This is a genomic window from Paenibacillus chondroitinus NBRC 15376 (assembly GCF_004000765.1).
Classification (GTDB): Bacteria; Bacillota; Bacilli; order Paenibacillales; family NBRC-103111; genus Paenibacillus_E; species Paenibacillus_E chondroitinus.
Genome location: NZ_BILW01000028.1, coordinates 1 through 21,714 on the forward strand (window position 1 = coordinate 1; position 21,714 = coordinate 21,714).

A 21,714-nucleotide genomic window follows, 5' to 3' on the forward strand; every position below is an offset into this window, starting at 1 on the left:
GGCGAGCCGGTGGCGGGCGAACTGCCGCTGCCAGAGGCGTGGCAGCCGGAGCTGAGCCGCGTCGAACGTGACGCGGCCAAATGGCTGCGCATCCTGCCTTGGCTGGATGCGGGCGAAAGCTCCCTCCGTCAGACGTTGACGGAGGAAGAGGCTTGGCGCTTCCTCGCAGAGGGAAGCGTGCGGCTTGTGGAGGCCGGGACCAGTGTATTCCTCCCGGCCTGGTGGGATCGCATCCGCAAGATGAAGCCGAAGCTGCGAGCGAAGATCAAGTCTTCCGTCGGTTCGGGACGGGAGACGATGTTCGGGCTCACCCAGCTGATGCAGTTCGACTGGAAGCTGGCTGTGGGTGATCTGGAGCTGACCGAGGAAGAGTTCCGCCAGCTGCTGGAAGAAAAGCGCAAGCTGATCCAGATTCGCGGCAATTGGATTCAACTCGATCCGAAGTTCATGGCGCAGGTCGAACAGATTATGAAGCAAGTACAGAAGAAGCAAGGCCTCTCCTTCCGCGACGTGCTGGAGCTGCACTTCGCAGGCGATGCCGCCGGGCTGCTGCCTGCGGAAGATGATCCCGATGCGATGCGCTACATCGAGATGGAAGTCGAGCTGAACGAGCAGCTGCGCCACATGGTCGATCAGCTGACTCAAACGGCGGCGATTCCTACCGTGGAACCGCCGCCAAGCTTCCAAGGCTCGCTGCGCCACTATCAAGTGGACGGCATCTCTTGGCTGTTGTTCTTGCGCCGTTTCGGCCTTGGCGGCTGTTTGGCCGATGATATGGGTCTCGGTAAAACGATCCAGTGGATCACTTACCTGCTCACCGTCAAAGAAACTGAGCAGCCTGCGGCACCTTCTCTGCTGATCTGTCCTACCTCTGTTCTTGGCAACTGGCAGATGGAGCTGAAGCGCTTCGCCCCTTCGCTCAAGGTACATCTGCATTACGGGCCTCAACGGTTCAAAGGAGCCGCGTTCACGGAAGCTGTCGGCAAAGTTGATTTAGTACTAACTTCTTATACGCTGTCCCATCTGGATGAGGCGGAGCTGGGTGAAATCACTTGGAACTCCATCTGTCTGGACGAAGCGCAAAATATAAAAAATGCTTATACCAAGCAAGCCTCGGCGATTCGCCGTTTGAACGCTTTCCATCGCATTGCCTTGACCGGTACGCCGATTGAGAATCGGCTCACGGAATTATGGTCGATCTTCGACTTCGCGAACCCCGGCTATCTGGGCACGGTGCGAGAGTTTACGCATCGTTATGTGAATGCGATCGAGAAAACGCGCGATGTTGAGATTATCAACAAGGTTCAAAAATTGATCCGTCCCTTCCTGCTGCGCCGCGAGAAGAAAGATCCGGCGATTCAGCTCGATCTGCCGGAAAAAAACGAGTCCAAAACGTTTATCTCATTGACCGCCGAGCAAGGCTCGTTATACGAAAACTACATCCAGGACATGTTCGACCGGTTGGATACGCTCTCCGCCATGGAGCGGCGCGGACTCATTCTCGCCGCGCTGACAAAGCTCAAGCAGGTGTGCAACCACCCCGCCTTGCTGCTCAAGGAAGGGCCGTCCGCGCCATGGAGCGGACGTTCCAACAAGCTCGAGCGCCTGCTTGAGATGGTGCAAGAGCTGCGCCAGGAAGGCGACAAATGCTTGATTTTCACGCAGTTTGTCGAGACCGGCAACCTGCTTCAGCATGTGCTGCAGCAGGAGCTGGGGGAGACCGTGTTGTTCCTGCATGGCGGAACAACCAAAGCGGGTCGCGATGAGATGATCGCGAACTTCCAGGACAATGCTGAGCGGCCGGCAGAGGAACAGCGAAATGTGTTTATTCTTTCGCTGAAGGCCGGTGGCATCGGGCTCAATCTAACGGCGGCGAATCATGTGTTCCACTATGATCGCTGGTGGAATCCCGCCGTCGAGAATCAAGCGACGGACCGCGCCTTCCGCATCGGGCAGACGCGCCATGTGCAGGTGCACAAGTTCGTCACGCTCGGCACGCTCGAAGAGCGCATCGACGAGATGATCGAGCGCAAGCTCGGCCTGAGCCAGCAGATCGTCGGCACGGGTGAGAACTGGATCACCGAGCTGTCGACTGACGAGCTGCGCGACTTGTTCTCGCTGCGGCGCGAGTGGGTCGAGGCTTAGAAGGCGATACTCGTTCTCCAGAGGGGCGTGCATTGATTGTCGCAATATAAGGGAACCGTAGGCCTCTATTTAGGCTAAAATTGAATTTTCACAGTTCCAGGGGAACTACGGGGCCTTATTTCAGTGAAATCGGCGCGTTTCTAACCGAAATGGAGCAAATAGAGGAACGTAGTTCCTCTACATTGCTCAGATGGCTATTTTAGGTAAAATAGAGCCCTGTAGTTCCCCTGTACTGTGGAGGTCCCCTATCCACACAAAAAGACCGTCTAGGCCAAAGTGCCAGACGGTCTTTTCTATCTAACCTAGATCAGTAAATCCAAAAACAAATAGTACCCATCACCCAGCGCACAGGAATAGGTCTGAATCTGATGCGAGGTATCCAGATCTGTGTATACTTGTGATAAAATCCCCTGCTTTTGCAGGTTCATCATGAGGATGTTGGAGATGAAATACGGGCGCCACGTCCAGTTCGCCCCGCGATAACTGTCGTCTTTGTTCCAGGCATCGTCTTTGCGAATGTAGTTGGAAGAAATTTGATAGCCATCCTCCATGCAGATGTAGATCCGTATGCAGTTTTCAGTCACGGTGGTGATCGTATATTCAATAAGCACATCAGCGTCTTCTGCCGATATAATGCGAATAGCCGATTGGGTGACTGCTTCCAAGCTTTGATGAATGGCAGAGAGATGGCGGTTCCGCTGAAATTCCCCTTGGCTAAAGAGGCCCATCTCCTCTTTCAGCATGGGTTTAAACCCATCTTTATGCTGTAAATACGGCTCTGCCTTCGAAAAGAGATAACCCTGCACATATCTCGCACCAACTTGCAGTGCGCTGTGCAGCTCTTGCTTCGTTTCAATGCCCTCGACCAGCAGGGAGGCGCCCATTTGAGCCGCCAAGATGGAAAAAGATTGCATCAATGCCTTGTAACCCGCATGAATCGCGCTTTTTTTCAGTATATTAAGATCGATTTTCAATATTTTTGGCTGCAAACTGGCGATGCGATCGAAATTGCTAAACCCGCTGCCTACATCGTCTATCGCAATAATACAGCCGAATTGCCGATATAACTCTACAATTTGAGTAAGCTCTTGCAGCTTTCCTGTAAATTCTTCTTCGGTTACTTCAATCACGATACGCGCAGGATTAATGTCATATTTCCGCAATAGTTCAATCGTCGGCAGCACGCCTGTGCGCTTATAAGTCCGATAGATCCATGAGGGTTTTAAGTTAATGAATAATAAACTTTCATCATGCGTAGAGGCAAGCTGTTCAATAGCCCGCTCTCTTAAGTGTCGATCAATGAGAAGCTGCACATCTTCCGGAATGTCAGGATTTTTGAAAAAAGGCCCCAAGCTTTCGACAATATCCTCCCTAATTCGCCTTCCCAACGTCTCATAGCCGATGATTTCCTGCGTCTGAAGCGAGAGTATAGGCTGGAAGAACGGACGTACTTCATGTCTCAGCGGAATCCTGCTGTCTTTAACCTGCACGGTGTGCGCCCTCCTCCTGTGAAACCTTCATGTAGTTAAATGTCACATAAACTATGTAATGTATAGTATTGTAAACGACATTGTCGCTTCTTGCAATGAATTCATGGAAGAAAACATAACATGATTGATTTTTAGAGGAATATTGTTGAGCCTTGTCGAATTTCAAACAATTCCCATTCATTTTATTCTATGTAGAATTCAGGTGACCTAAGTGGCAATGAAAACATTCACGAGATCGCGAATCTCCATGTTATACGTTATTTTAATCGTGGTATTACTTGCTTTTGTCAGTGTATCGAACTATATTGCTTCCCGTAACATGGAAAGTGAAAACAATGCGATCGTGAATGATGCCATTCCGATCTCCAAGACCACGAACAGCCTGCTGACCGACCTGATTAATCAGGAAACCAGCATTCGGGGTTTTGAACTAACGGGCAATGAGCAATATTTGGAACCCTATACCGCAGGCAAAAAACAGTTGGAAGATGATCTGAACAACATCCGTATTTATGATAAAAAATATCCGACTCTCCAACTCATTATGGATACGCAGGCCATACCGGCCATCACCAATCTGCAGCGCTTTTTTGATAGTCAGTTGGAACTCATTCGCGCAGGTAAAACGGATGAGGCTCGAACCCGGATTAACTCAGGCAAAACGATGATGGATCGTTACCGTGTCATCCATTCCAGTATTGAGAAGACGATTGTACAAATCACAGAAGATGCCTACAACTCCTCTCTCAAAGCTGGCCAAACCTCTCGTACGATTACCATGGTTAGTGGCATTATTGCACTCATTGCAGGTGTGCTGTCTATCTTCATCTCCTTCCGGGCTATTCATGCCGAAGAGGAGCTTCGTAAAAGCGAAGAGACCTACCGGTATATGGCCGAAAGTCTCGAAACCCAGAACGAGGAAATCATTGCACAACAGGAAGAGCAGCAGGTCACTTTGGCCAAGCTGTCCGAAAGAGAACGGGATCTTGAGCTGATTTCTTCTTACCAAGAGAAACTGACCGGTTACGTGGAGCTCAAGGATTTCTTGAAGCACACGCTGCCTGCTCTGCTGAATTCGCTCTTGCAGGATGCGGCTCTCGTTGTTATGAAACGTGACCCCGAGCCTGGCAATGGCGATACTGGCGGTACTGGCAATCCCACCTACGAAGTCATCCATTCTATCGGATACCCCAAGGAGCATATTCGGGTTCATCAGGACGAGTTATTTGGACCGGCAAGGCGTGTTTTTGAAGAAGGCACGAACCTTGTGCACACGCGGGATGTAACCGGGCATGAAAAGGGCGTCCATGGCGGGATGATGCATGCGGTCGATCATTACGTTCCTCTGCTTGACGACAAACAGACGGTCATCGGCTTCTTGCTCCTAACGAGCTACCAAAGCTCCGTGTTCCAAGAAAACAACCAGCGCTTGACGAAGGGCTTGGTCCGTCAGTTCGGCTTGGCGTTTTTCGCCCAAGTGATGAACGACGAGAGAGTGAAGCAAGCTGCCCATTTGGCGGAATTGAACGACCAGCTCATTGCCGAGAAGCTCTTAATTGAAGGGCAGCGCGACTTGATTCAAAACATTTTGGAATCAGCGCACGAAGGCATGATGATGTGCGACTCCGAGGGAACCATCCTTTTCGCCAACCATCGGATGAGCCGCTATTTCGGCCTCAATGCACGCATCGGCGAGAATTTGGTGACTAGCTGCCAAGAGATCGCAGCTGAAACGCCGAGCTTCTTCGGTGCAGCTTCTTCAATCGAAGCGCTGATTAACGGAACGCATACGCATCTGACACAGCGGTTCGGTTTTGTATTGGATGATCAGCCTCAGCATGCTGAGCTGTATGCAACTGTCGTCAGTGAAGATACGGAGCAGCAGGGTTATCTCTTCGTTTTCCGTGACCGAACAGAAGAAGAGCGCGTCGATGAAATGAAAAATGAGTTCATTTCCATCGTCTCCCATGAGCTGCGGACTCCTCTGGCGAGCGTGCTTGGCTTCATAGAGATTCTGCTCCATCGTGAGCTGCCGCAAGATAAACAGAAGAAATATATGGAGACTATTTATAAAGAAGCTCATCGTCTCTCGAATTTAATCAATGATTTCCTTGATTTGCAGCGCATGGAGTCCGGGCGGCAGTTATACCACTTCTCCCCGATCAACTTGCTGCCGACCGTCCAGGACATCGTTGATCAGTGGCAGGATAAGCAAAACCACAACATCGTCATCCATCGACAGGAATCGGAACTATGGGTGCGGGCAGATGCGGATCGGATCCGGCAAGTTTTCCACAACCTGATCAGCAACGCAATTAAGTATTCTCCGGGCGCAGAACGGATCGACATTTATTTATCCGCAGCAAACGGCAAAGTTGTTGCTTCCGTGCAGGATTACGGGCTCGGCATCCCTGAAGAAGCGCATGACCAGATGTTCTCCAAGTTCTTCCGTGTCGATAACTCCGACCGTCGTCAAATTGGCGGAACCGGCTTAGGGCTAGCCATTGTGAAAGAGATCGTTGAAGGGCACAGCGGACAAATTTCTTACAAGTCTCAGATGGGTGCCGGGACTACCTTCCGGATTGAATTCGATCAGTATGAGCTATCTTCCATGGAGGGGAAAATCGTTATTTTCGAAGATGATGATGACCTCGCCAAGCTGATCCAAATTGCACTGAATAAGTTGGATCTTCCTTCCATCCAATTGCGCTCTGCCGAAGAGGGAATTATCGCTTTGAACCGTTGCAAAGGTGAACCGATTCTGTTCATCGTGGATATCCATCTCGAAGGTGTAAAAAACGGATGGGATTTCATCGCTGACTTATCCAGACACCCGTTGTACTACCAGACTCCGGTTATTGTCTCTACCGCACTGGATCAACCGCATGATTTCCATGAGAAAGAAATTCAGAAATATCTCAAAAAACCTTTCTCCATGGAGCGTCTAGTCCAGGTAGCGAAAAATTTGCTCGATAATAAGAAAAGCAATGCTTACGTTTTTCCGGCTCAAGACAAAGATTCTCTCTCTACTACTTTGCAGCGCAACGGCATCGACGTGGTTGAGATGAAGGAAAATATGGATATGATTGAGGTCGAAATCAAAAAGCCCTCTAGCTAGCCTGCCATCTCTCCTCCTCCTTGTTGAGGGTGGGGAGATTTTTTTATTGTAAAGCAACAGGGATTTCTCTGCCCGGCAGCCAATATACTAGAGAAAAACGAATTCAATTACGCAGGAAGGGTGACCCCGGTGGCAAAGCTTGAACCCGCTTCCAATCCCATGCAGACACGCAGCGCTTGGACACTGTTCTTCTCCTTACCGATATTCGCTTGGGCCATGTACGATTTCGCCAACACCATCTTCTCCTCCAATATCGTGACGGTCTTTTACCCTTTTTATTTAAAAGAAACGTTAGGAAAAAGCGAAGAGTTGAATCAGATAGCCAGTACCTTCATCACGTATTCCAATGCTTTATCCAGCTTTTTTCTCGTCCTGCTTTCGCCTTTATTCGGGGTGTGGATCGATCGCACGGGCAAAAAGAAGGCCTACCTCGTCCCCTTTACGCTCGTTGCCATCGTGGCGACTCTGCTCATGGGCGCTTCGGCCATCTGGCACACCGATCAGCAGTGGATGGGGCTTAACACCTCGATTCTAGGCGTGATTTTCTTTTTCATGATCGCCAAATTCTTTTATAATTCCAGCTTAATCTTCTACGACTCCATGATTTCAGATCTGGGCAGCGAGCGTGAGATCCCCATCATTTCGGGTGTAGGGGTAGCCGTTGGCTATGTAGGGACACTAGTCGGGCTTGTCGTTTTCCCTTTAATTAACGGCAACCATTATGAAAACACATTTATTCCTAGCGCGCTTATGTTCCTGCTATTCTCCCTGCCGATTATGTTTCTCTACAAAGAGAAGCCTTCCAAGCCGGTAAGCGAGAAAAAGTCGCTTCTGAGCGGCTACCGCGAGATCTGGGCAACATTCAAGGAGGCGCGAAAATATCAAGCCGCTTTCTTGTTCATGATCGCTTACTTTTTCTTTAATGACGCCATTGCTACAGCCATCGCTGTCATGGCGATTTATGCGAATACGGTGATGGGCTTCACAACGGGGCAGTTTATTCTCCTCTACTTGGTCTCCACTGTATCCAGCATCATAGGCTCTTTTCTCTTCGGTTATGTCACCCGCAGTGTCGGGCCTAAAAGAGCCGTCACGATTGTTGCCTTCGTACTTATCGTCGCGATCGCCATCGCGGCCTTAGCGACCAGCCAAAGCTTGTTCTGGGCTGCCGGCAGTCTCTATGGTGTATCAATGGGCGCCATGTGGGTAACATCCCGGACCCTGATCGTGCAATTGACGCCTGTGGAGAAACGCGGCCAGTTTTTCGGCCTTTTCGCTTTCTCCGGCAAGGTATCCTCGATTGTTGGGCCTGCTCTGTACGGATCCATTACCTTGGTTCTGGCCTCCACAGGGAACTTCGCCAGCCGCGTCGCGCTTGGTTCTCTTCTGGTGCTAGTCGTGATCGGACTCATCGTGCATATGCGGGTCCCGCAGAAATTGCATTCTTCCACATAGTTCGTGTACAATAGCTTTTAATCATAAGCGGAAAGGAGTGAGGAATATGAAGGGTCCTGTGATCGTGCAGAAACAGCATCGTTTCCTATTTCTCATTTCTATTAAACACTAAAGCATTCGTTGCTTTAGTGTTTTTTTTCGCTCTGAAGCTGTCCTAATCTATCGGGCAGCGTTGATTTTGAAACAGTACAAAGATAGGGAAGAGAAACCATTTGTCTGATGGGAGGAGAGATCCATATGCGGTACAAACGAGTCCTCATTAAGCTAAGCGGCGGGGCTGTTGCGGGGGAAAGCGAGTTCGGTTTCGATCCGAAACAACTGGATCATATTGCCAATGAAATTATGACGGTTGTTCAGTTAGGTGTCGAAGTGTGTCTTGTGATTGGCGGAGGCAATATCTTCCGCGGCAATATGGGCGAGAGCTGGGGCATTGAGAAAGCGGAGGCTGACAATATCGGAACTCTCGCTACCGTAATCAACAGCTTGATGCTGCGCGGTGTGCTGAAGGCGAAAACCGACGCGGAAGTGCGCGTCATGACAGCCATTCCGATCGCCTCCGTGGCGGAGCCTTTTATCCGGCTAAGAGCCATTCATCACTTGGAAAAAGGGTACATCGTTATTTTCGCAGGGGGCAATGGACAGCCTTTCGTCACGACAGACTACCCCTCGGTCCAGAGAGCTATCGAAGTAAACTGCGAAGCGATCCTCGTTGCGAAGCAAGGCGTTGACGGCGTTTTTGACAAAGACCCTAAACATCACAAAGAGGCCCTACAATACAAATCTCTCCACTACAACGACGTCATTCACCATAATCTGAAGGTCATGGACCAGTCTGCCTTTATTCTGGCGCGGGATTATCACATTCCCATCCATGTGTTCAATTTCGACAAACCCGGCTCCATGAAAGAAATATGCGCAGGGCAAAATACAGGTACAATCATCAGCGGCTCCTCGGAGCTTATTTATCAGCAGGGCTAGTAGGTCCGGCGTATCTTACGTCAAGGCAATCGACCCTTCTTAGAGGAACCTGAGGGCTCTATTTAGGCGAAAAGCGATGATTCACATGAGCGAGGGAACTACAGGCTCTTTTTTCAGCCTACTCCGCTATTTTTCAGCTAAAATGACGAAATAGCGGATCACAGTTCCCTCCCACTAGCTCAACCGCCTATTTTCGACGAAATAACGCCCTGTAGTTCCGCTCACCAAGCACGACGAGACGAAAAAAAAAAGATAGAGCACAGTATCCAGCAACTGCCGCTCTATCTTTTTTTATTTTACTCGCTTTGGTCCAGCATCAACACATAGTAATCATTCGCATTCTTCGTTCTAAAGCCGCAAGATTCGTACAAACCCAGTGCTTTCTCATTTTCGACCGAAACTTCGAGTTTGATCAACCCCGCCTGATGCTTCATCTTCAGCTCCCCGATAGTCTGACTCAAGATCACACGTCCATAACCCTGACCCCGACGCTCCGGCAGAACGCAAAAGCCATAGATGAATCCGCTGGCATCCGTCTCAATCATGGCTCCTATTTTACCAATCGGCTCTTTCTGTTCCCCATGCCCAAGCTCTGCGATCCAGGTTTTTTCCTTGTCGCCGGTAATCGTTTGGTTCACGTATTCTCTTGTATCCGCTTCGGGCATATTAAAGCCAGACATATTCAGTTGAACGAGCAGCTCGGTATCCTCTACATTGGCGGAGCGCAGCGTCAGCCGTTCTTCACCGTTTTGTGGCACTACTTCCGCCTCTTCTTGAAGCTCCATCACGTATTCCGAGAACCGATAGTCCGCACCTAGCTTCGTCAAAAAACCCTTCCCGCTCGCCGATCCCCGTTCATTGATGAAAATAGCCTTCGGCACCCCTCGGCTTCGGCACGTTTCCAGCGCCGTCTGAACCAACTGCCCAAAGATACCTTGGTTTCGCACCTCCGGGTGCACCATTCCGCTAATTTCGACTTCCGTAGACAGAAAAGAATATATCGCCAGAAATCCGACAATCCGGTCATCCCGGTAAAATAAAAAGTCATTCGTCACACCGGGCGGACGATCCGATAATGTCCCCCAGTTTAGTTTAATCTCGATATGGTCATGGCGGTTACATGTCTCCCATAGATCCCTAACTTCCTTCAGCTCCTGTGGGGACAGTCCCGCCCTTGCAAATATGCCTTGTTTCAATAGCTTGTCCTCCATACCTGCTTAGTTACTTGCCTACTGTCATTATACATGTCTGTTCTTCGGCGTGGTAAGCTAATAAATGATTTTACATAAAGTTTCGTGCACTGTGAACGATTGATCCCTGTTGTTCGTACTATCTAAGAATTCAGGCAGAGAGGGTGACCCTTGACTTGGAAGAGCAAGATTGGCTTGATCGGGCAACGCGGGGAGATCGCACCGCTCTGTCCCAACTGTTACAGCAGCATTATGATTTTGTTTACAAATATTTGTTGAAAATAACGCTGAATCCGTCCATGGCGGAGGACCTGACGCAAGATACCATGATTCGATGCATCGAGAAAATAAACTTGTACAACGCAAAATCCAAGTTCTCCTCTTGGCTGATCACGATAGCCACCCGTTTGATGATTGATCAGGCGCGGCGGCGCAAACGCGAAAAGAAGTGGCAGGAGGAACAGCAGGTGCAGGCCGTGCGTCAGATGCAGTGGCACGCCGAAAGCCGGAACGAGGCTTGGCCCGATGTGCTGAACACCTTGGCAGAAATGCCCGAGGAAAGCCGCATTCCGGTTATTCTCAAGCATTACTACGGCTACACCTATGAAGAAATTGGTCAAATCCTTGCCATCGCGGAAGGGACTGCCAAATCGAGAGTGCATAACGCTTTGAAACATTTGCGAAAGGAGCTCGTGTAGATGGACGACTTTCAGGACGCTAATCATAAAAAGCCTCAGCAAAGCGGATCTTCAGAGGATCAGACCGACGCTTCTGCAAATGAGGCTGACGTTGTTAGGCTGCAGCAAGGGCTAGACGCGTTAGACGGCTTATTCCCCGCGTCGCGTCCAAGCAGCGCTTGGTTCGATCAACAAATCGCAGCCGTACAGAGAAAGCAGCGTTCGCGGCTGCTTGGTGATCTTCTCAAGCTGTGGGGCACCGCCCTGCTGCTGTTCTATCTCCTCTTCATGGTCGCAGCTGCACAGCCGGTTACCTTCATTACCTTCCAAGCTTTAGCGATCATTGCGCCGCTAGCTTGGCTACTCTTCAGAAAGCAGGTGGATTCACATGAAACATGAAAATTGGGATGCACTACCTATATGGGCTTGGATTGGCATTGCCCTTATTCTGCTCGTGCAAAGCACATGGCTATTCGTTGATGCGCGCAAGAGGAGTGCTCGATATCCTTGGTTTTGGGGGATTTGGGGCATCCTTCAGGCACCGACGCCGCTCATCGTGTACTTGTTTGCGGTGCGCAAGATTCACCGCACCTTCTCGGGCAAGGGGAATTGAGATTAGGCTAACTGTAGTCCAGGTAGCATTTAACAGAAGAGCCAGCCCCCTAGGGGCCGGCTCTTTCCACTATTACTGTGCCTGCCGGGCATATTCATCCGGTGTCTGGCCGATAATGGACTTAAAGTCCTTAATAAAATGCGACTGGTCGTGATACCCCAGATCCATCGACAGCTTGGACCAGTTCGGCCTGACGCTCACATCCGTCATTTCCGCCGCATTCTGAATGCGGGCCAGCTTAATGACCCACTTGGGCGTAACGCCAACGTAGTGGTCGAAAAGCCGCTGCAGCGTCCTTTTGTTCACATGGAAGTGCTCGCAGAGACTGTCTACCTTCGTAATATCCGGCTGCTCGTTAATATAATCAATGATTTCATTGATAAAGGCTACCTGCGCATCTTGTTCCGGCAGCTTAGGCCGGATCATCCGTTCAATCAGCGCGACCATTTGCGATTCATCTGTCTGCGCAAACATGTCGGTCTCCAACCTTCGCGGATCGGTATCAAAGACGCTCTGAACACCCAACGGGCCCTCCTGCATGGCGGAAACCGGCCGCTTGAAGAACGGGTAGAAACCGCCGGGCTTGAATTTCACGCCAAATACACATCCGTGCCCCTCCAAGTAGTGGCCGTATTTCTCTTTTCCAGGTCCGTAAATGGCCGTCCGGTCAGGCTCAACGACCAAGTTGACGCAGGGATTCGGAATGACGTGCTGCGTATAAGGCTCTTGGCCTCTTAAATCCCACCGAATAATCCAATAATGGCGAATGAAAAAAGCCAGATCCTCCGAGGGAGCCACCCTGGAAAGCTGAAATTTCCGTGCAGTTTGCTGCAAATTCATAATACCTAGACTGGGCTTGATAAGGTCAGACATGACGCCGATCACTCCTTGTCGCGTTTTTACAATACTTGGAGCGTACAAACTTCTATCATACACTTAACACATGTCGAGGGAGTGAGCTTAAGTTGGAATTAAAATACGAATTTTATATTGGTGCAACTTGCAAAGAAGTGTGGGATATTCTGGTGACACCAGAGGGGACGCGTAAAATTTTCTTCGGCAGCGTACTGGAGACCACGTTCGAGATTGGCTCTGAGTTCAGATACATTGGGCCAGGCAATGACGGTGAAGAAACGGTTCATGTCTATGGTACGATTCTCGCCTATGAACCGGAGAAACTTCTCTCCTGCATCGAACATGCAGGTCCCTCTTATAATCCGAATCATGCGGATTTTCAGTCGCGGATGACGTTTACGTTGGAAACGGTCGGCAGCTGTACCAAAATGACGCTCATTAATGATGAATGGACACCGAACCACCCGAGCTTAGAGAGAACGAAAGCAAGCTGGTGGATGATTTTAAGCAATATCAAGACACTAGCGGAGACTGGCAAAACATTAGACTTCGGTTGGTAAAAAAGCGGCTATCTCAAAGAGTCAACACGCCTTGAGATAGTCTTTTCTCCATTTACAAAGGTAGAAGTGCGAGCGATGTTTTCCCCTCAAGCCCCTCAACCATGGCATGCCAAGCTTGCGGTTTATTCGCAAGAACGGCATAGTAACGCCGCAGGAACGTCGCAACCAGCTTCGCGCTGATCTCCTCCGCATCCTCATCCGTCGGAAGGAAGCAAAGATCCAGCTCTTCCACCGCTTCCCCGTTGTTTTCCCATGAAGGATGCACGTACGGGAAATCAATCCGCTTGTAACCGAGATGCGACAAGACTTCTCGCCGTACGTAAGGGTCCATCGGCTTCACGCCGCCGAACGGATGCCCTTCGATCCGATATGGATCGTAGATTTCAGCGAACATGCCCAGCATCGGCTTGCCCGACTCGGCCGCCAGAGCCACCAGGTCATTCCAACGTTTACGCGCCAGAAAACGGCCAATGCCAAGTCCCGCTTGACCAATAATCGTGAAGTCCGTCATCGCCACTTGAAAATCGTCATAATAGCGATACTCTGTCGTACCAACGACTTTCCCTTCATGCACAGCGACGAACACCCGAATACCCGGGTCCTCCAACGGTTCTTTCCACAGCGTATATTCCAGCACCTCTTCCGGTGGAAATACCTCCTTCATCAGATCATGCATCGCACGAAACAAAGGGTTGTCTATACTCGTTATCCGTATGTATTCCATTAGTTCCTCAAGCTCCTTTACGTCCTATTTCGAAATGGATTCCGCCACTCCATCAAAAGCGCATAGTTCAGTGACTCCTCGTCCTGCAAATAATCCGGCACAACCTGCACCGGCGTTCTCCCGCAGCGCAGCAGGAACGTTATCACCGGGTCCTTGCAAACTCCTGCCATGACCGCTTTCACATACTCCTCCACAGTCATCGATTCAGCCTGCTTATGGTACCCCGGCATGCGCCCGCCGCCAAGCAATCTGCGCAGCCCCAAATGCACAACGACCTCATACATGGACTGCATCATCCATTTGCCAAGACCGAACTTGCGATATGCGGGCATTACGCAGATATCCACAATATACAGGGTATCGCCGTCTGGCCGGTGCGTGCGGATGTAGCCATCGTCGGTTAGCGTCGACCAGCTGTGATCAGCAGCATGCTTTTCGTCATAATCGACAAGTAATCCCGTGATGGAGCCAACAATCCTCCCCTCCACCTCTACACAGAGTGCGCCTTGGGGGAATCTGGTAATGTGCTCCGTTAGCTGCTCCTCATTCCACCATAACTCCGACGGAAAAGGCGGTGGAAAGCTTTCCTGCTGAACGCGAATCAGCGCGTCCATATCCGCTTTTTCATAATTGCGGATGACTGCCTCAATGGGCTTGTCGCCGTCGAAGACGTACAACTTTTTCGCGTAAAATGTGTTCGCATTCGTATCCGCCATGCTAGGCATACCCCCTCGCCCTGATTAGGACCAATCGGTGTACAGATCCGTCCTGCGGTCACGCCATGTGGTGACAGAGCCTTTTTCGCGGACAAGGGTTAACAAATCCAGATCCAAATCGGCTGTGACCACCATATCACCGTTGATTTCACCTTCGACCATAATCCCTTTTGGAGGGAAAGGCACATCATTCGGAGTAAGCACCGCGGCTTGCCCGAAATTCGCCCTCATGAAATCAACTGTTGGCAGAGCGCCGACCGTCCCCGTCGTAACGACGTAGATTTGATTCTCAATTGTTCGTGCATGGCAAGTGTAACGCACTCGGTGGAACCCGTGCCGGTCATCCGTACAGGAAGGAGCAAACAGCACATCAGCGCCGCGGGCTCTAGCCATTCGGACGATTTCCGGGAATTCTACGTCATAGCAGACGAGTATCGCGATGCGGCCTTTGTCCGTGTCAAAAACCTGTAGGGAATCCCCAGCCCCCATATTCCATTCCTTCACTTCAGTCGGGGTGATATGCAGCTTTTTCTGCTCGCCGACACGCCCGTCCGGATAAAATAAGAAGGCCGTGTTATACAGCTTCTCCTCCTCGGAGGTAATGTGCGTGCCGCCAATGATATGCATGCCCGTTTGTTTCGCCAGTCCTTGGAAAAGCGTCCGATAAGACTCAGTAAACGACGGCAATGCCTCAATCGGCAGCGCTTTGCCATGCTCATCGCCTATGGACATCAACTGCGTTGTGAACAGTTCAGGAAACAGTACAAAATCCGCTTCAAATTCCTGAGCCACCTTCACATAATGCTCCACCTGCGCCGCGAACTCTTCAAAATTGTGTATCGTGTGCAGATGGTACTGCACCGCCGAAACTCGCATTTTCAACATCATCTCTCCCAACTTGTCAACATTTCGATAGGCCAGAGTTACAAGCTAACAAGCACTCGTCCTCTCACTTTCCCGTCCAAAACCTCTTGCGTCGCCTGGACAACCCCGTCCAATGCCACTTCTTTGTACATCATGCGCTCAAGCAGCTGCGGTTTCAATTCCCCAGCCATCCGCTCCCACAGGGACTTCCGAATCTCGGATGGGCAATACACCGAATCAATACCCAACAGGTTCACGCCCCGCAGTATAAAAGGAAACACTGTCGCGGCAAATTCACCACCACCTGTCACTCCGCTCAGCGCTACGGACCCTCCGTATTTCATCCGGCTCAGGACATAGGCCAGCGATTCGCCTCCTACCGGATCGACGCAACCCGCCCAATATTCCTTGTCCAGCGGTTTCCTGACCGATGGAGATAACTCGTCCCGAGGCACTACTCGCTCCGCGCCCAATTCGAGCAAATACGCATGATCGGCGGACTTGCCCGTACTGGCTTCCACCTCATAACCGAGCGCGGCCAGCATCGATACACTGTTACTGCCTACTCCGCCGGTGGCACCTCGAACGAGGACAGGCCCCCTCTCCTTGCTCAGCCCGTTCTCTTCCATGCGCTGAATCGAAAGCGCTGCTGTGAAGCCCGCCGTTCCCAGTATCATCGCCTCGCGATGGGACAGTCCCTTCGGCAGCGGCACAACCCAGTCGGCCGGGACGCGCGCGTAGGCGCTGAACCCGCCGTAATGTCCCGTTCCCAGCTCATAGCTGGTCACAAGCACCTCGTCGCCCTCGCGAAAGCGCGGGTCTGACGAAGCGGCAACTGTACCTGCCAGATCGATCCCTGGCACGATGGGGTACTTGCGCACAACGCGACCGTTCGGCGTGCAAGCCAACGCATCTTTATAATTAATACCCGAGTAGCGCACGCGGATCGTAACTTCACCCGGGGGTAAATCTTCTATTCGTAGCTCTTTCACTTGGGTGGAAAAATGCTCTTCCGTCCTCTCCACCACTAACGCCTTAAAGCTATCCATGCTGGTTTAGCCTCCTCGGTCCTCATTGGATTCATTCAAGTGAATTTTCCATCTACTACCCATTTAGTTTACTAAAATCGTGTTCAGTATTCAAAGGTTTCGACGCTTCGATGAAAATTCCAAGGCGGCGGTTGCTCGCGGGGAACTACGGGACCTTATTCCTCGGGAATCGGCCTATCTGTGGGTTCAGGTGGAACTACAGGGCTTTATTCACGCTCCATTCAGCTTAGTTCCACCAAAATTGTTAAAATAGTCGACTGTAGTTCCCTCTCGCCGGCTCCATGCGCTGATCCCATTGAAATAGCGCCCTGTAGTTCATCTAATGGCACGCGGAGTGGGAGTGCTCCTTCTCTCCCACCACAAACACCACAAATCGCAAAAAACTCCCCGGCCGACGTGACCAGGGAGTTCCTCTCATTACTGCTGCTGCGCAAAGCCAGCAGCTATCAAAAACCGTTCAAAAGCCGCTTGCCCGGCTTCATCACGCTTGAACACGCCGGCGTCGAGCAGCACGTCCATGAACTTGCTGCCGACTTCCTCCTGCAGCACCGCTTTCGCGCCGTCTGCCGTCAGCGCAGCGCCGTGCTTCGCAATCATCGCCTCGATCCAAGCCGCATGCTTATGCAGCGGATGGGCTGCCTCATCGCGGATTGCGCTGCCGAAGTCGACTTCGCCCGTGAGGATCTTGGCGATATCCGCCAGCTCCTCCTGCAAGCGGCCTGGCAGTACCGCCAGCCCCATGACCTCAATCAAGCCGATGTTCTCCTTCTTGATGTGGTGCAAGTGCTGATGCGGATGGAAGATGCCATCCGGATGCTCGGCGCTGGTGCGGTTGTTCCGCAGCACCAGATCAAGCTCGTATTCGCCCCGTGCGTTGTTGCGGGCGATTGGGGTGATCGTGTTATGCGGGATCCGCTGTCCGTCCTTCTCGCTGAAGGCGAGGACGTCCGCTTCCGCATCGCTGTAGGCGCGCCAGTCTTCGAGCAGCTTGCTCGCCAGCTTGTAGAGCTGCTGCTTGTTATGGCCGCTCAAGCGAATGACCGACATCGGCCATTTCACGATGGCCGCTTTCACGCCAGCGAACTCAGCGTTCGCGAATGTTTGCTCGCTCGGAGCTTTCTCCATCGGGAACTGATGGCGTCCGCCTTGGAAGTGGTCATGGTTCAGAATTGAACCGCCCACGATCGGAAGATCCGCGTTGGAACCGATGAAGTAATGCGGGAATTGATCGATGAAATCGAGCAAACGATAGAACGTGTTCGGCGTTGTTTTCATCGGAATATGTTTCTCATGGAAAATAATGCTGTGCTCGTTGTAATACACGTAAGGCGAATATTGGAAGTACCATTTCTCGTTATCCAGCTCTAAGGGAATGAACCGTAGATTTTGCCTTGCCGGGTGATTCACACGTCCGGCATACCCTAAGTTGTCTGCGCAGAGCAGACAGGCTGGATAGCTGCTTTGCGGCAGCGTTTTGAGCAGGGCAATTTCCTTCGGATCCTTCTCCGGCTTGGAGAGATTGATCGTAATTTCAAGATCACCGTAAGCGGTCCCCGCCAGCCAGTATTCATTTTTCTGAATACGATCCATTCGAATATAATTGGAATCAATCGATTGTTTATAAAAATAATTCGTTGCCGCCTCTACCCCACTGGTCTTCGCCGTGTTCCAGAATTGATTCACAACTTCGGAAGGACGGGGCATGAGCACCCCCATAATCCGTGCGTCCAACAGATCCCGGTACGTGGCTGTGTTCTCTTCCAGAAGGCCTGCCTCGAAAGCTGCATCCAGCAGATCTTCCAACAGGGATACAGGGCTGCTTAACTTCTCATCCGGCACTTCTCCTGCATAAGGTTCAGCAAGCCCGAATAGATCAAGCAATGCATTTCGTGAAGTATAGACATCCAACTGCTCGATAAGTCCATTTTGTTTCGCAAACTGTAGGAGCCTCTCTATGGTCAATGCCGTTAACTGCGATGCTTCAACTGTCCGTTCCATGTGCTTCATTCCTTTCTAAACAAGCTTACTCCGCGTAACCGCTCGGGTTATTTTGGTGCCAATTCCATGCGCTCTCAATGATGGATTCCAAAGAATCGCGGCTAGGCTTCCATCCTAGTTCCGTTCTTGCACGCTCAGAGGAGGCGATTAAGGTAGCAGGGTCACCTGCTCTGCGCGGCTCGATTACTGCAGGTATCGCATGCCCCGTTACTTTGCGGGCGATATCGATCACTTGCTTAACCGAGAAGCCTGTGCCGTTGCCCAGGTTATAAATATTGCTTTCTGCTCCGCCGCGCAGCTTCTCTACCGCAAGCACGTGGGCGCTCGCCAAATCGCTAACGTGGATATAGTCGCGCACGCAAGTGCCGTCTTCCGTGGCATAGTCATCGCCATAGATGGAGATATGCGCTCTCTGACCAAGTGCTACTTGCAAAATAATTGGAATCAGGTGCGTCTCCGGGCTGTGATCCTCGCCGATTTTGCCGCCGGCGTGTGCGCCCGCTGCATTAAAATACCGAAGAGATACATATTTGATGCCATGGGCCGTGTCGAACCATTTCATCATTTTTTCCATTGCCAGCTTCGTTTCGCCGTAGGTATTCGTCGGCAGAGTACGATCGCTTTCCAGGATCGGAATGTTCTCAGGTTCGCCGTACGTCGCTGCTGTCGATGAGAACACGATATTTTTCACGCCGTATTGATTCATTTTTTCAAGCAGGCAAAGCGTTCCGTACACGTTATTGTGATAGTATTTGGCAGGATTCGTCATGCTCTCGCCAACTAGCGAATTAGCTGCGAAATGGATGATCGCGTCAATGCTGTTTTCCGTAAAAACAGTGTCCAGAAACGCGCTGTCACGCAGATCACCGACATACAGCTTGCCACCAAGCACGGCATCTCTATGCCCTTGCTGCAAGTTATCGACAATTACAACCTCTTCCCCTTTTTCCAGCAGCTCAGCCACTGCATGCGAACCGATATACCCAGCTCCACCCGTTACTAGAATCGCCATTTACAATACCTCCCCGATTTGTTCGACGCCATTCCCGATGTCACATACATAGAAACTTGGTGTCAATCCTGTTTTTTCCGTATATTCTTTGCCAACTTGATCGATAAATGTTTGTACGCTGTCTTCGTGAACCAAGGAAACTGTACATCCGCCAAAGCCTGCGCCAGTCATACGAGCACCTAGCACACCCGGAACCTTCAGCGCTGCCTCAACCATCGCATCCAGCTCAACGCCTGTTACTTCATAGAGATCACGCAGTGAGTTATGGGAACCAATCATCAGCTGGCCAAAAGCTTCAAGATCATTCTGTTCCAGAACCTCGATCGACTTGAGCACACGATCAATTTCTTCTACAACGTGCTGCGCTCTGCGGCGAACAGTTTCTTCCGGGATCAAGTGTTTGAATTCGTTGAACTGATCCAGGTTTAACTGGCCAAGCAATGTGAGGGATGGGAATTGCTTTTGCAAGTAAGTGACCGCCTGCTCACATTGGCTTCTTCTTTCGTTGTAAGCGGAGTCGACGAGACCTCTGCGTTTGTTCGTGTTTCCGATCACCAGCTTGTAGCTGCCGCTTTGGAACGGCACATGGCGGTACTCCAGCGTATCGCACATGAGCAGGATCGCGTGGTCCTTTTTCCCATTGGCTACTGCAAATTGGTCCATGATTCCACAGTTCACGCCAACGAATTGATTTTCTGTTTTTTGCGCCAGAAGGGCGATTTTCACCGTATCAATCGGATACTTCTCAAGCGTCTCCAGAGCGTAAGCCGTCACTACCTCGATGGAAGCCGAAGAGGAAAGTCCAGCGCCGTTCGGAATTTCACCATGGAACAAAAGATCGTAACCTTTCGTAACCGGCATACCTTCTTTGGCTAAGTGAGCAAAGATCCCTTTCGGATAGTTGATCCAGTTATCTTCCTCTTGGTAGGTCAAGTCATCTATGGAAATTTGTTTGCGAAGGGCCAGATTGGTCGATGCAAATCCGATGACACGGTCTTGTCTTGGACGGATCAGCAGTGTCGTTCCGAACGTTAATGCAGCAGGGAATACATAACCGCCATTATAATCCGTGTGCTCACCGATCAGGTTAACCCGGCCTGGAGCATGGAACGCTGAAATTGGTGCTGCGGATTCCCCGTAAATTTCAATAAACGTGTCTTTTAAAGCTTGCAAATCTGCCATTCTGGCACCGCCTTTAGTTTTTTATGAGTAGGATGTAGGAGCAAGTTTGTAACTTCAGTATAAGAGAAGAATCCAGTGTTGGCTATGGAAGCATGTTATTTTCACATGGAAAAATGTGATTTCACTATTTCTACTTGACTGCTAAGTATGGTAAATTAAAAGGAGCATAAGGACATATCAACGGAGCTGAAGAAAGCCATGCCCAAGCAGGAAAGCTATTATGTCGTTTCGAACCCACTGCCATCCTCAGAGAGCGCTTTGACCGTGCTCTTTGCTGGAGAAAGCCAGACTAAGCCCGTGCATCGGTTAGGCCCTAAAGTGTATGATTACTACTTAATTCACTATGTCATTTCAGGGAGAGGCGTATTTTCCACACAGGGGGAAGAGTATGCGCTAGGCGCGGGAGACAGCTTCGTCATCGAACCGGAGCAGCTTATCAGCTATGTTTCGGATGACAACGATCCGTGGCATTACTGCTGGATTGCCTTTACAGGCGAACAAGCTCCATCTTTGGTAGCTTCAACAGGCATCAATCCCTTGCAGCCTATTCTGCACAACAAACGCAACCGGCATATCCCCGTCTTGTTTCGTCATATTCAGCAAGCTTTGCGAGCAAAGAAAGTGAGTGCCCAGCTGAAATCCATCGGCTATTTGCTCCTTCTACTAGGCGAGTATCGCGAAGCTCTATCTACATCCACAACAGCCGGCGTCATCTCTGACGCAGAGAGCGACCGGATCGTGCAGCAGGCTATTCACTACTTGTCCACCCAATATGCCGAGCCGATTACGATTGAAATGATGGCAGAGAGCCTGGGCTATAACCGCGCCTATTTGTCTCGCCTCTTCAAGCGCCACACCAAGGTCACGCCCGTGACATTTCTGCTCAAGCTTCGTGTGGATAAAGCACGTCAACTGCTGCGCGAGCGGCTGGAACTGACGATTGAGCAGATCGCCGCTTCTGTCGGCTTTTATGACCCGTTATATTTTTCCAAACAATTCCGCCGCTTATACGGCGTTTCTCCGAGTGAGTACCGGAATCAAATCAAATTATTATAAAAAAGGGCTGCATCAGGACCATGAGTGATCCT

General features: G+C 50.7%; 19 protein-coding genes. 9 read left to right on the forward strand and 10 right to left on the reverse strand.

Annotated elements, in window-relative coordinates; translation table 11 throughout:
- A partial coding sequence (locus PCH02S_RS24745; protein ID WP_164819723.1) for a DEAD/DEAH box helicase occupies positions 1-2,145 on the forward strand: 2,145 nt, incomplete at its 5' end.
- Positions 2,146-2,447: 302 nt separating this feature from the next.
- Here the strand turns inward: PCH02S_RS24745 and PCH02S_RS24750 are convergent.
- Positions 2,448-3,635, reverse strand: coding sequence for an EAL domain-containing protein (locus PCH02S_RS24750; protein ID WP_127456779.1), 1,188 nt, complete (start codon positions 3,633-3,635; stop codon positions 2,448-2,450).
- 217 nt (positions 3,636-3,852) lie between these two features.
- On the opposite strand from PCH02S_RS24750, the gene PCH02S_RS24755 reads away from it, so the two are divergent.
- From PCH02S_RS24755 to pyrH, 3 genes are all read left to right on the forward strand, one after another.
- Positions 3,853-6,753 (forward strand): ATP-binding protein, encoded by a 2,901-nt coding sequence (locus PCH02S_RS24755; RefSeq protein WP_127456780.1) that lies wholly within the window; start codon positions 3,853-3,855, stop codon positions 6,751-6,753.
- A gap of 159 nt (positions 6,754-6,912) precedes the next feature.
- Positions 6,913-8,208, forward strand: a complete 1,296-nt coding sequence (locus tag PCH02S_RS24760; RefSeq protein WP_127456839.1) for an MFS transporter — start codon at positions 6,913-6,915, stop codon at positions 8,206-8,208.
- Between the two features lie 237 nt (positions 8,209-8,445).
- Positions 8,446-9,186: a UMP kinase gene (gene pyrH, locus PCH02S_RS24765; RefSeq protein WP_127456781.1), complete on the forward strand. Its 741-nt coding sequence runs from the start codon at positions 8,446-8,448 to the stop codon at positions 9,184-9,186.
- Between the two features lie 296 nt (positions 9,187-9,482).
- Here pyrH and PCH02S_RS24770 read toward each other — a convergent pair whose 3' ends face one another.
- Positions 9,483-10,382, reverse strand: a complete 900-nt coding sequence (locus tag PCH02S_RS24770) for a GNAT family N-acetyltransferase (protein WP_164819724.1) — start codon at positions 10,380-10,382, stop codon at positions 9,483-9,485.
- 170 nt (positions 10,383-10,552) lie between these two features.
- On the opposite strand from PCH02S_RS24770, the gene sigY reads away from it, so the two are divergent.
- Genes sigY through PCH02S_RS24785 form a run of 3 tightly spaced genes read left to right on the forward strand, consistent with a single transcriptional unit; the run spans position 10,553 to position 11,666 of the window.
- On the forward strand, positions 10,553-11,074 hold the full coding sequence (gene sigY / locus PCH02S_RS24775; protein WP_127456783.1) for an RNA polymerase sigma factor SigY: 522 nt from the start codon (positions 10,553-10,555) through the stop codon (positions 11,072-11,074).
- Complete coding sequence (locus tag PCH02S_RS24780) at positions 11,075-11,452, forward strand: DUF5345 family protein (RefSeq protein WP_127456784.1); 378 nt, start codon at positions 11,075-11,077, stop codon at positions 11,450-11,452.
- Entirely contained in the window at positions 11,442-11,666 is a 225-nt protein-coding gene (locus PCH02S_RS24785; RefSeq protein WP_127456785.1) for a sigmaY antisigma factor component, read from the forward strand. Before PCH02S_RS24780 ends, PCH02S_RS24785 begins: the two co-directional genes overlap by 11 nt.
- A 72-nt stretch (positions 11,667-11,738) precedes the next feature.
- Here PCH02S_RS24785 and PCH02S_RS24790 read toward each other — a convergent pair whose 3' ends face one another.
- Entirely contained in the window at positions 11,739-12,539 is an 801-nt protein-coding gene (locus PCH02S_RS24790; protein ID WP_127456786.1) for a helix-turn-helix domain-containing protein, read from the reverse strand.
- Between the two features lie 92 nt (positions 12,540-12,631).
- On the opposite strand from PCH02S_RS24790, the gene PCH02S_RS24795 reads away from it, so the two are divergent.
- Positions 12,632-13,081 carry an SRPBCC domain-containing protein gene (locus tag PCH02S_RS24795; RefSeq protein WP_127456787.1) on the forward strand — a complete coding sequence of 150 codons (450 nt, stop codon included), beginning with the start codon at positions 12,632-12,634 and terminating at the stop codon, positions 13,079-13,081.
- Between the two features lie 52 nt (positions 13,082-13,133).
- On the opposite strand, the gene PCH02S_RS24800 is transcribed toward PCH02S_RS24795, so the two are convergent.
- The 7 genes from PCH02S_RS24800 to PCH02S_RS24830 all read right to left on the reverse strand — a co-directional run bounded on the left by PCH02S_RS24800 (position 13,134) and on the right by PCH02S_RS24830 (position 20,626).
- On the reverse strand, positions 13,134-13,805 hold the full coding sequence (locus PCH02S_RS24800) for a GNAT family N-acetyltransferase (RefSeq protein ID WP_127456788.1): 672 nt from the start codon (positions 13,803-13,805) through the stop codon (positions 13,134-13,136).
- 17 nt (positions 13,806-13,822) lie between these two features.
- Positions 13,823-14,521, reverse strand: coding sequence for a GNAT family N-acetyltransferase (locus PCH02S_RS24805; RefSeq protein ID WP_127456789.1), 699 nt, complete (start codon positions 14,519-14,521; stop codon positions 13,823-13,825).
- Positions 14,522-14,545: 24 nt separating this feature from the next.
- Entirely contained in the window at positions 14,546-15,403 is an 858-nt protein-coding gene (locus tag PCH02S_RS24810) for a carbon-nitrogen hydrolase family protein (protein ID WP_127456790.1), read from the reverse strand.
- Positions 15,404-15,444: 41 nt separating this feature from the next.
- Positions 15,445-16,434: an acrylyl-CoA reductase family protein gene (locus PCH02S_RS24815; RefSeq protein ID WP_127456791.1), complete on the reverse strand. Its 990-nt coding sequence runs from the start codon at positions 16,432-16,434 to the stop codon at positions 15,445-15,447.
- A 417-nt stretch (positions 16,435-16,851) separates the two neighbouring features.
- Entirely contained in the window at positions 16,852-18,432 is a 1,581-nt protein-coding gene (locus PCH02S_RS24820; RefSeq protein WP_174806822.1) for a UDP-glucose--hexose-1-phosphate uridylyltransferase, read from the reverse strand.
- Positions 18,433-18,457: 25 nt separating this feature from the next.
- Complete coding sequence (gene galE / locus PCH02S_RS24825; RefSeq protein ID WP_127456793.1) at positions 18,458-19,444, reverse strand: UDP-glucose 4-epimerase GalE; 987 nt, start codon at positions 19,442-19,444, stop codon at positions 18,458-18,460.
- Positions 19,445-20,626 (reverse strand): galactokinase, encoded by a 1,182-nt coding sequence (locus PCH02S_RS24830; protein ID WP_127456794.1) that lies wholly within the window; start codon positions 20,624-20,626, stop codon positions 19,445-19,447. It abuts the gene before it with no gap.
- Between the two features lie 198 nt (positions 20,627-20,824).
- On the opposite strand from PCH02S_RS24830, the gene PCH02S_RS24835 reads away from it, so the two are divergent.
- A complete protein-coding gene (locus PCH02S_RS24835) occupies positions 20,825-21,682 on the forward strand; it encodes an AraC family transcriptional regulator (protein ID WP_127456795.1) in 858 nt (285 codons plus the stop codon).
- Positions 21,683-21,714: the final 32 nt, after the last annotated feature.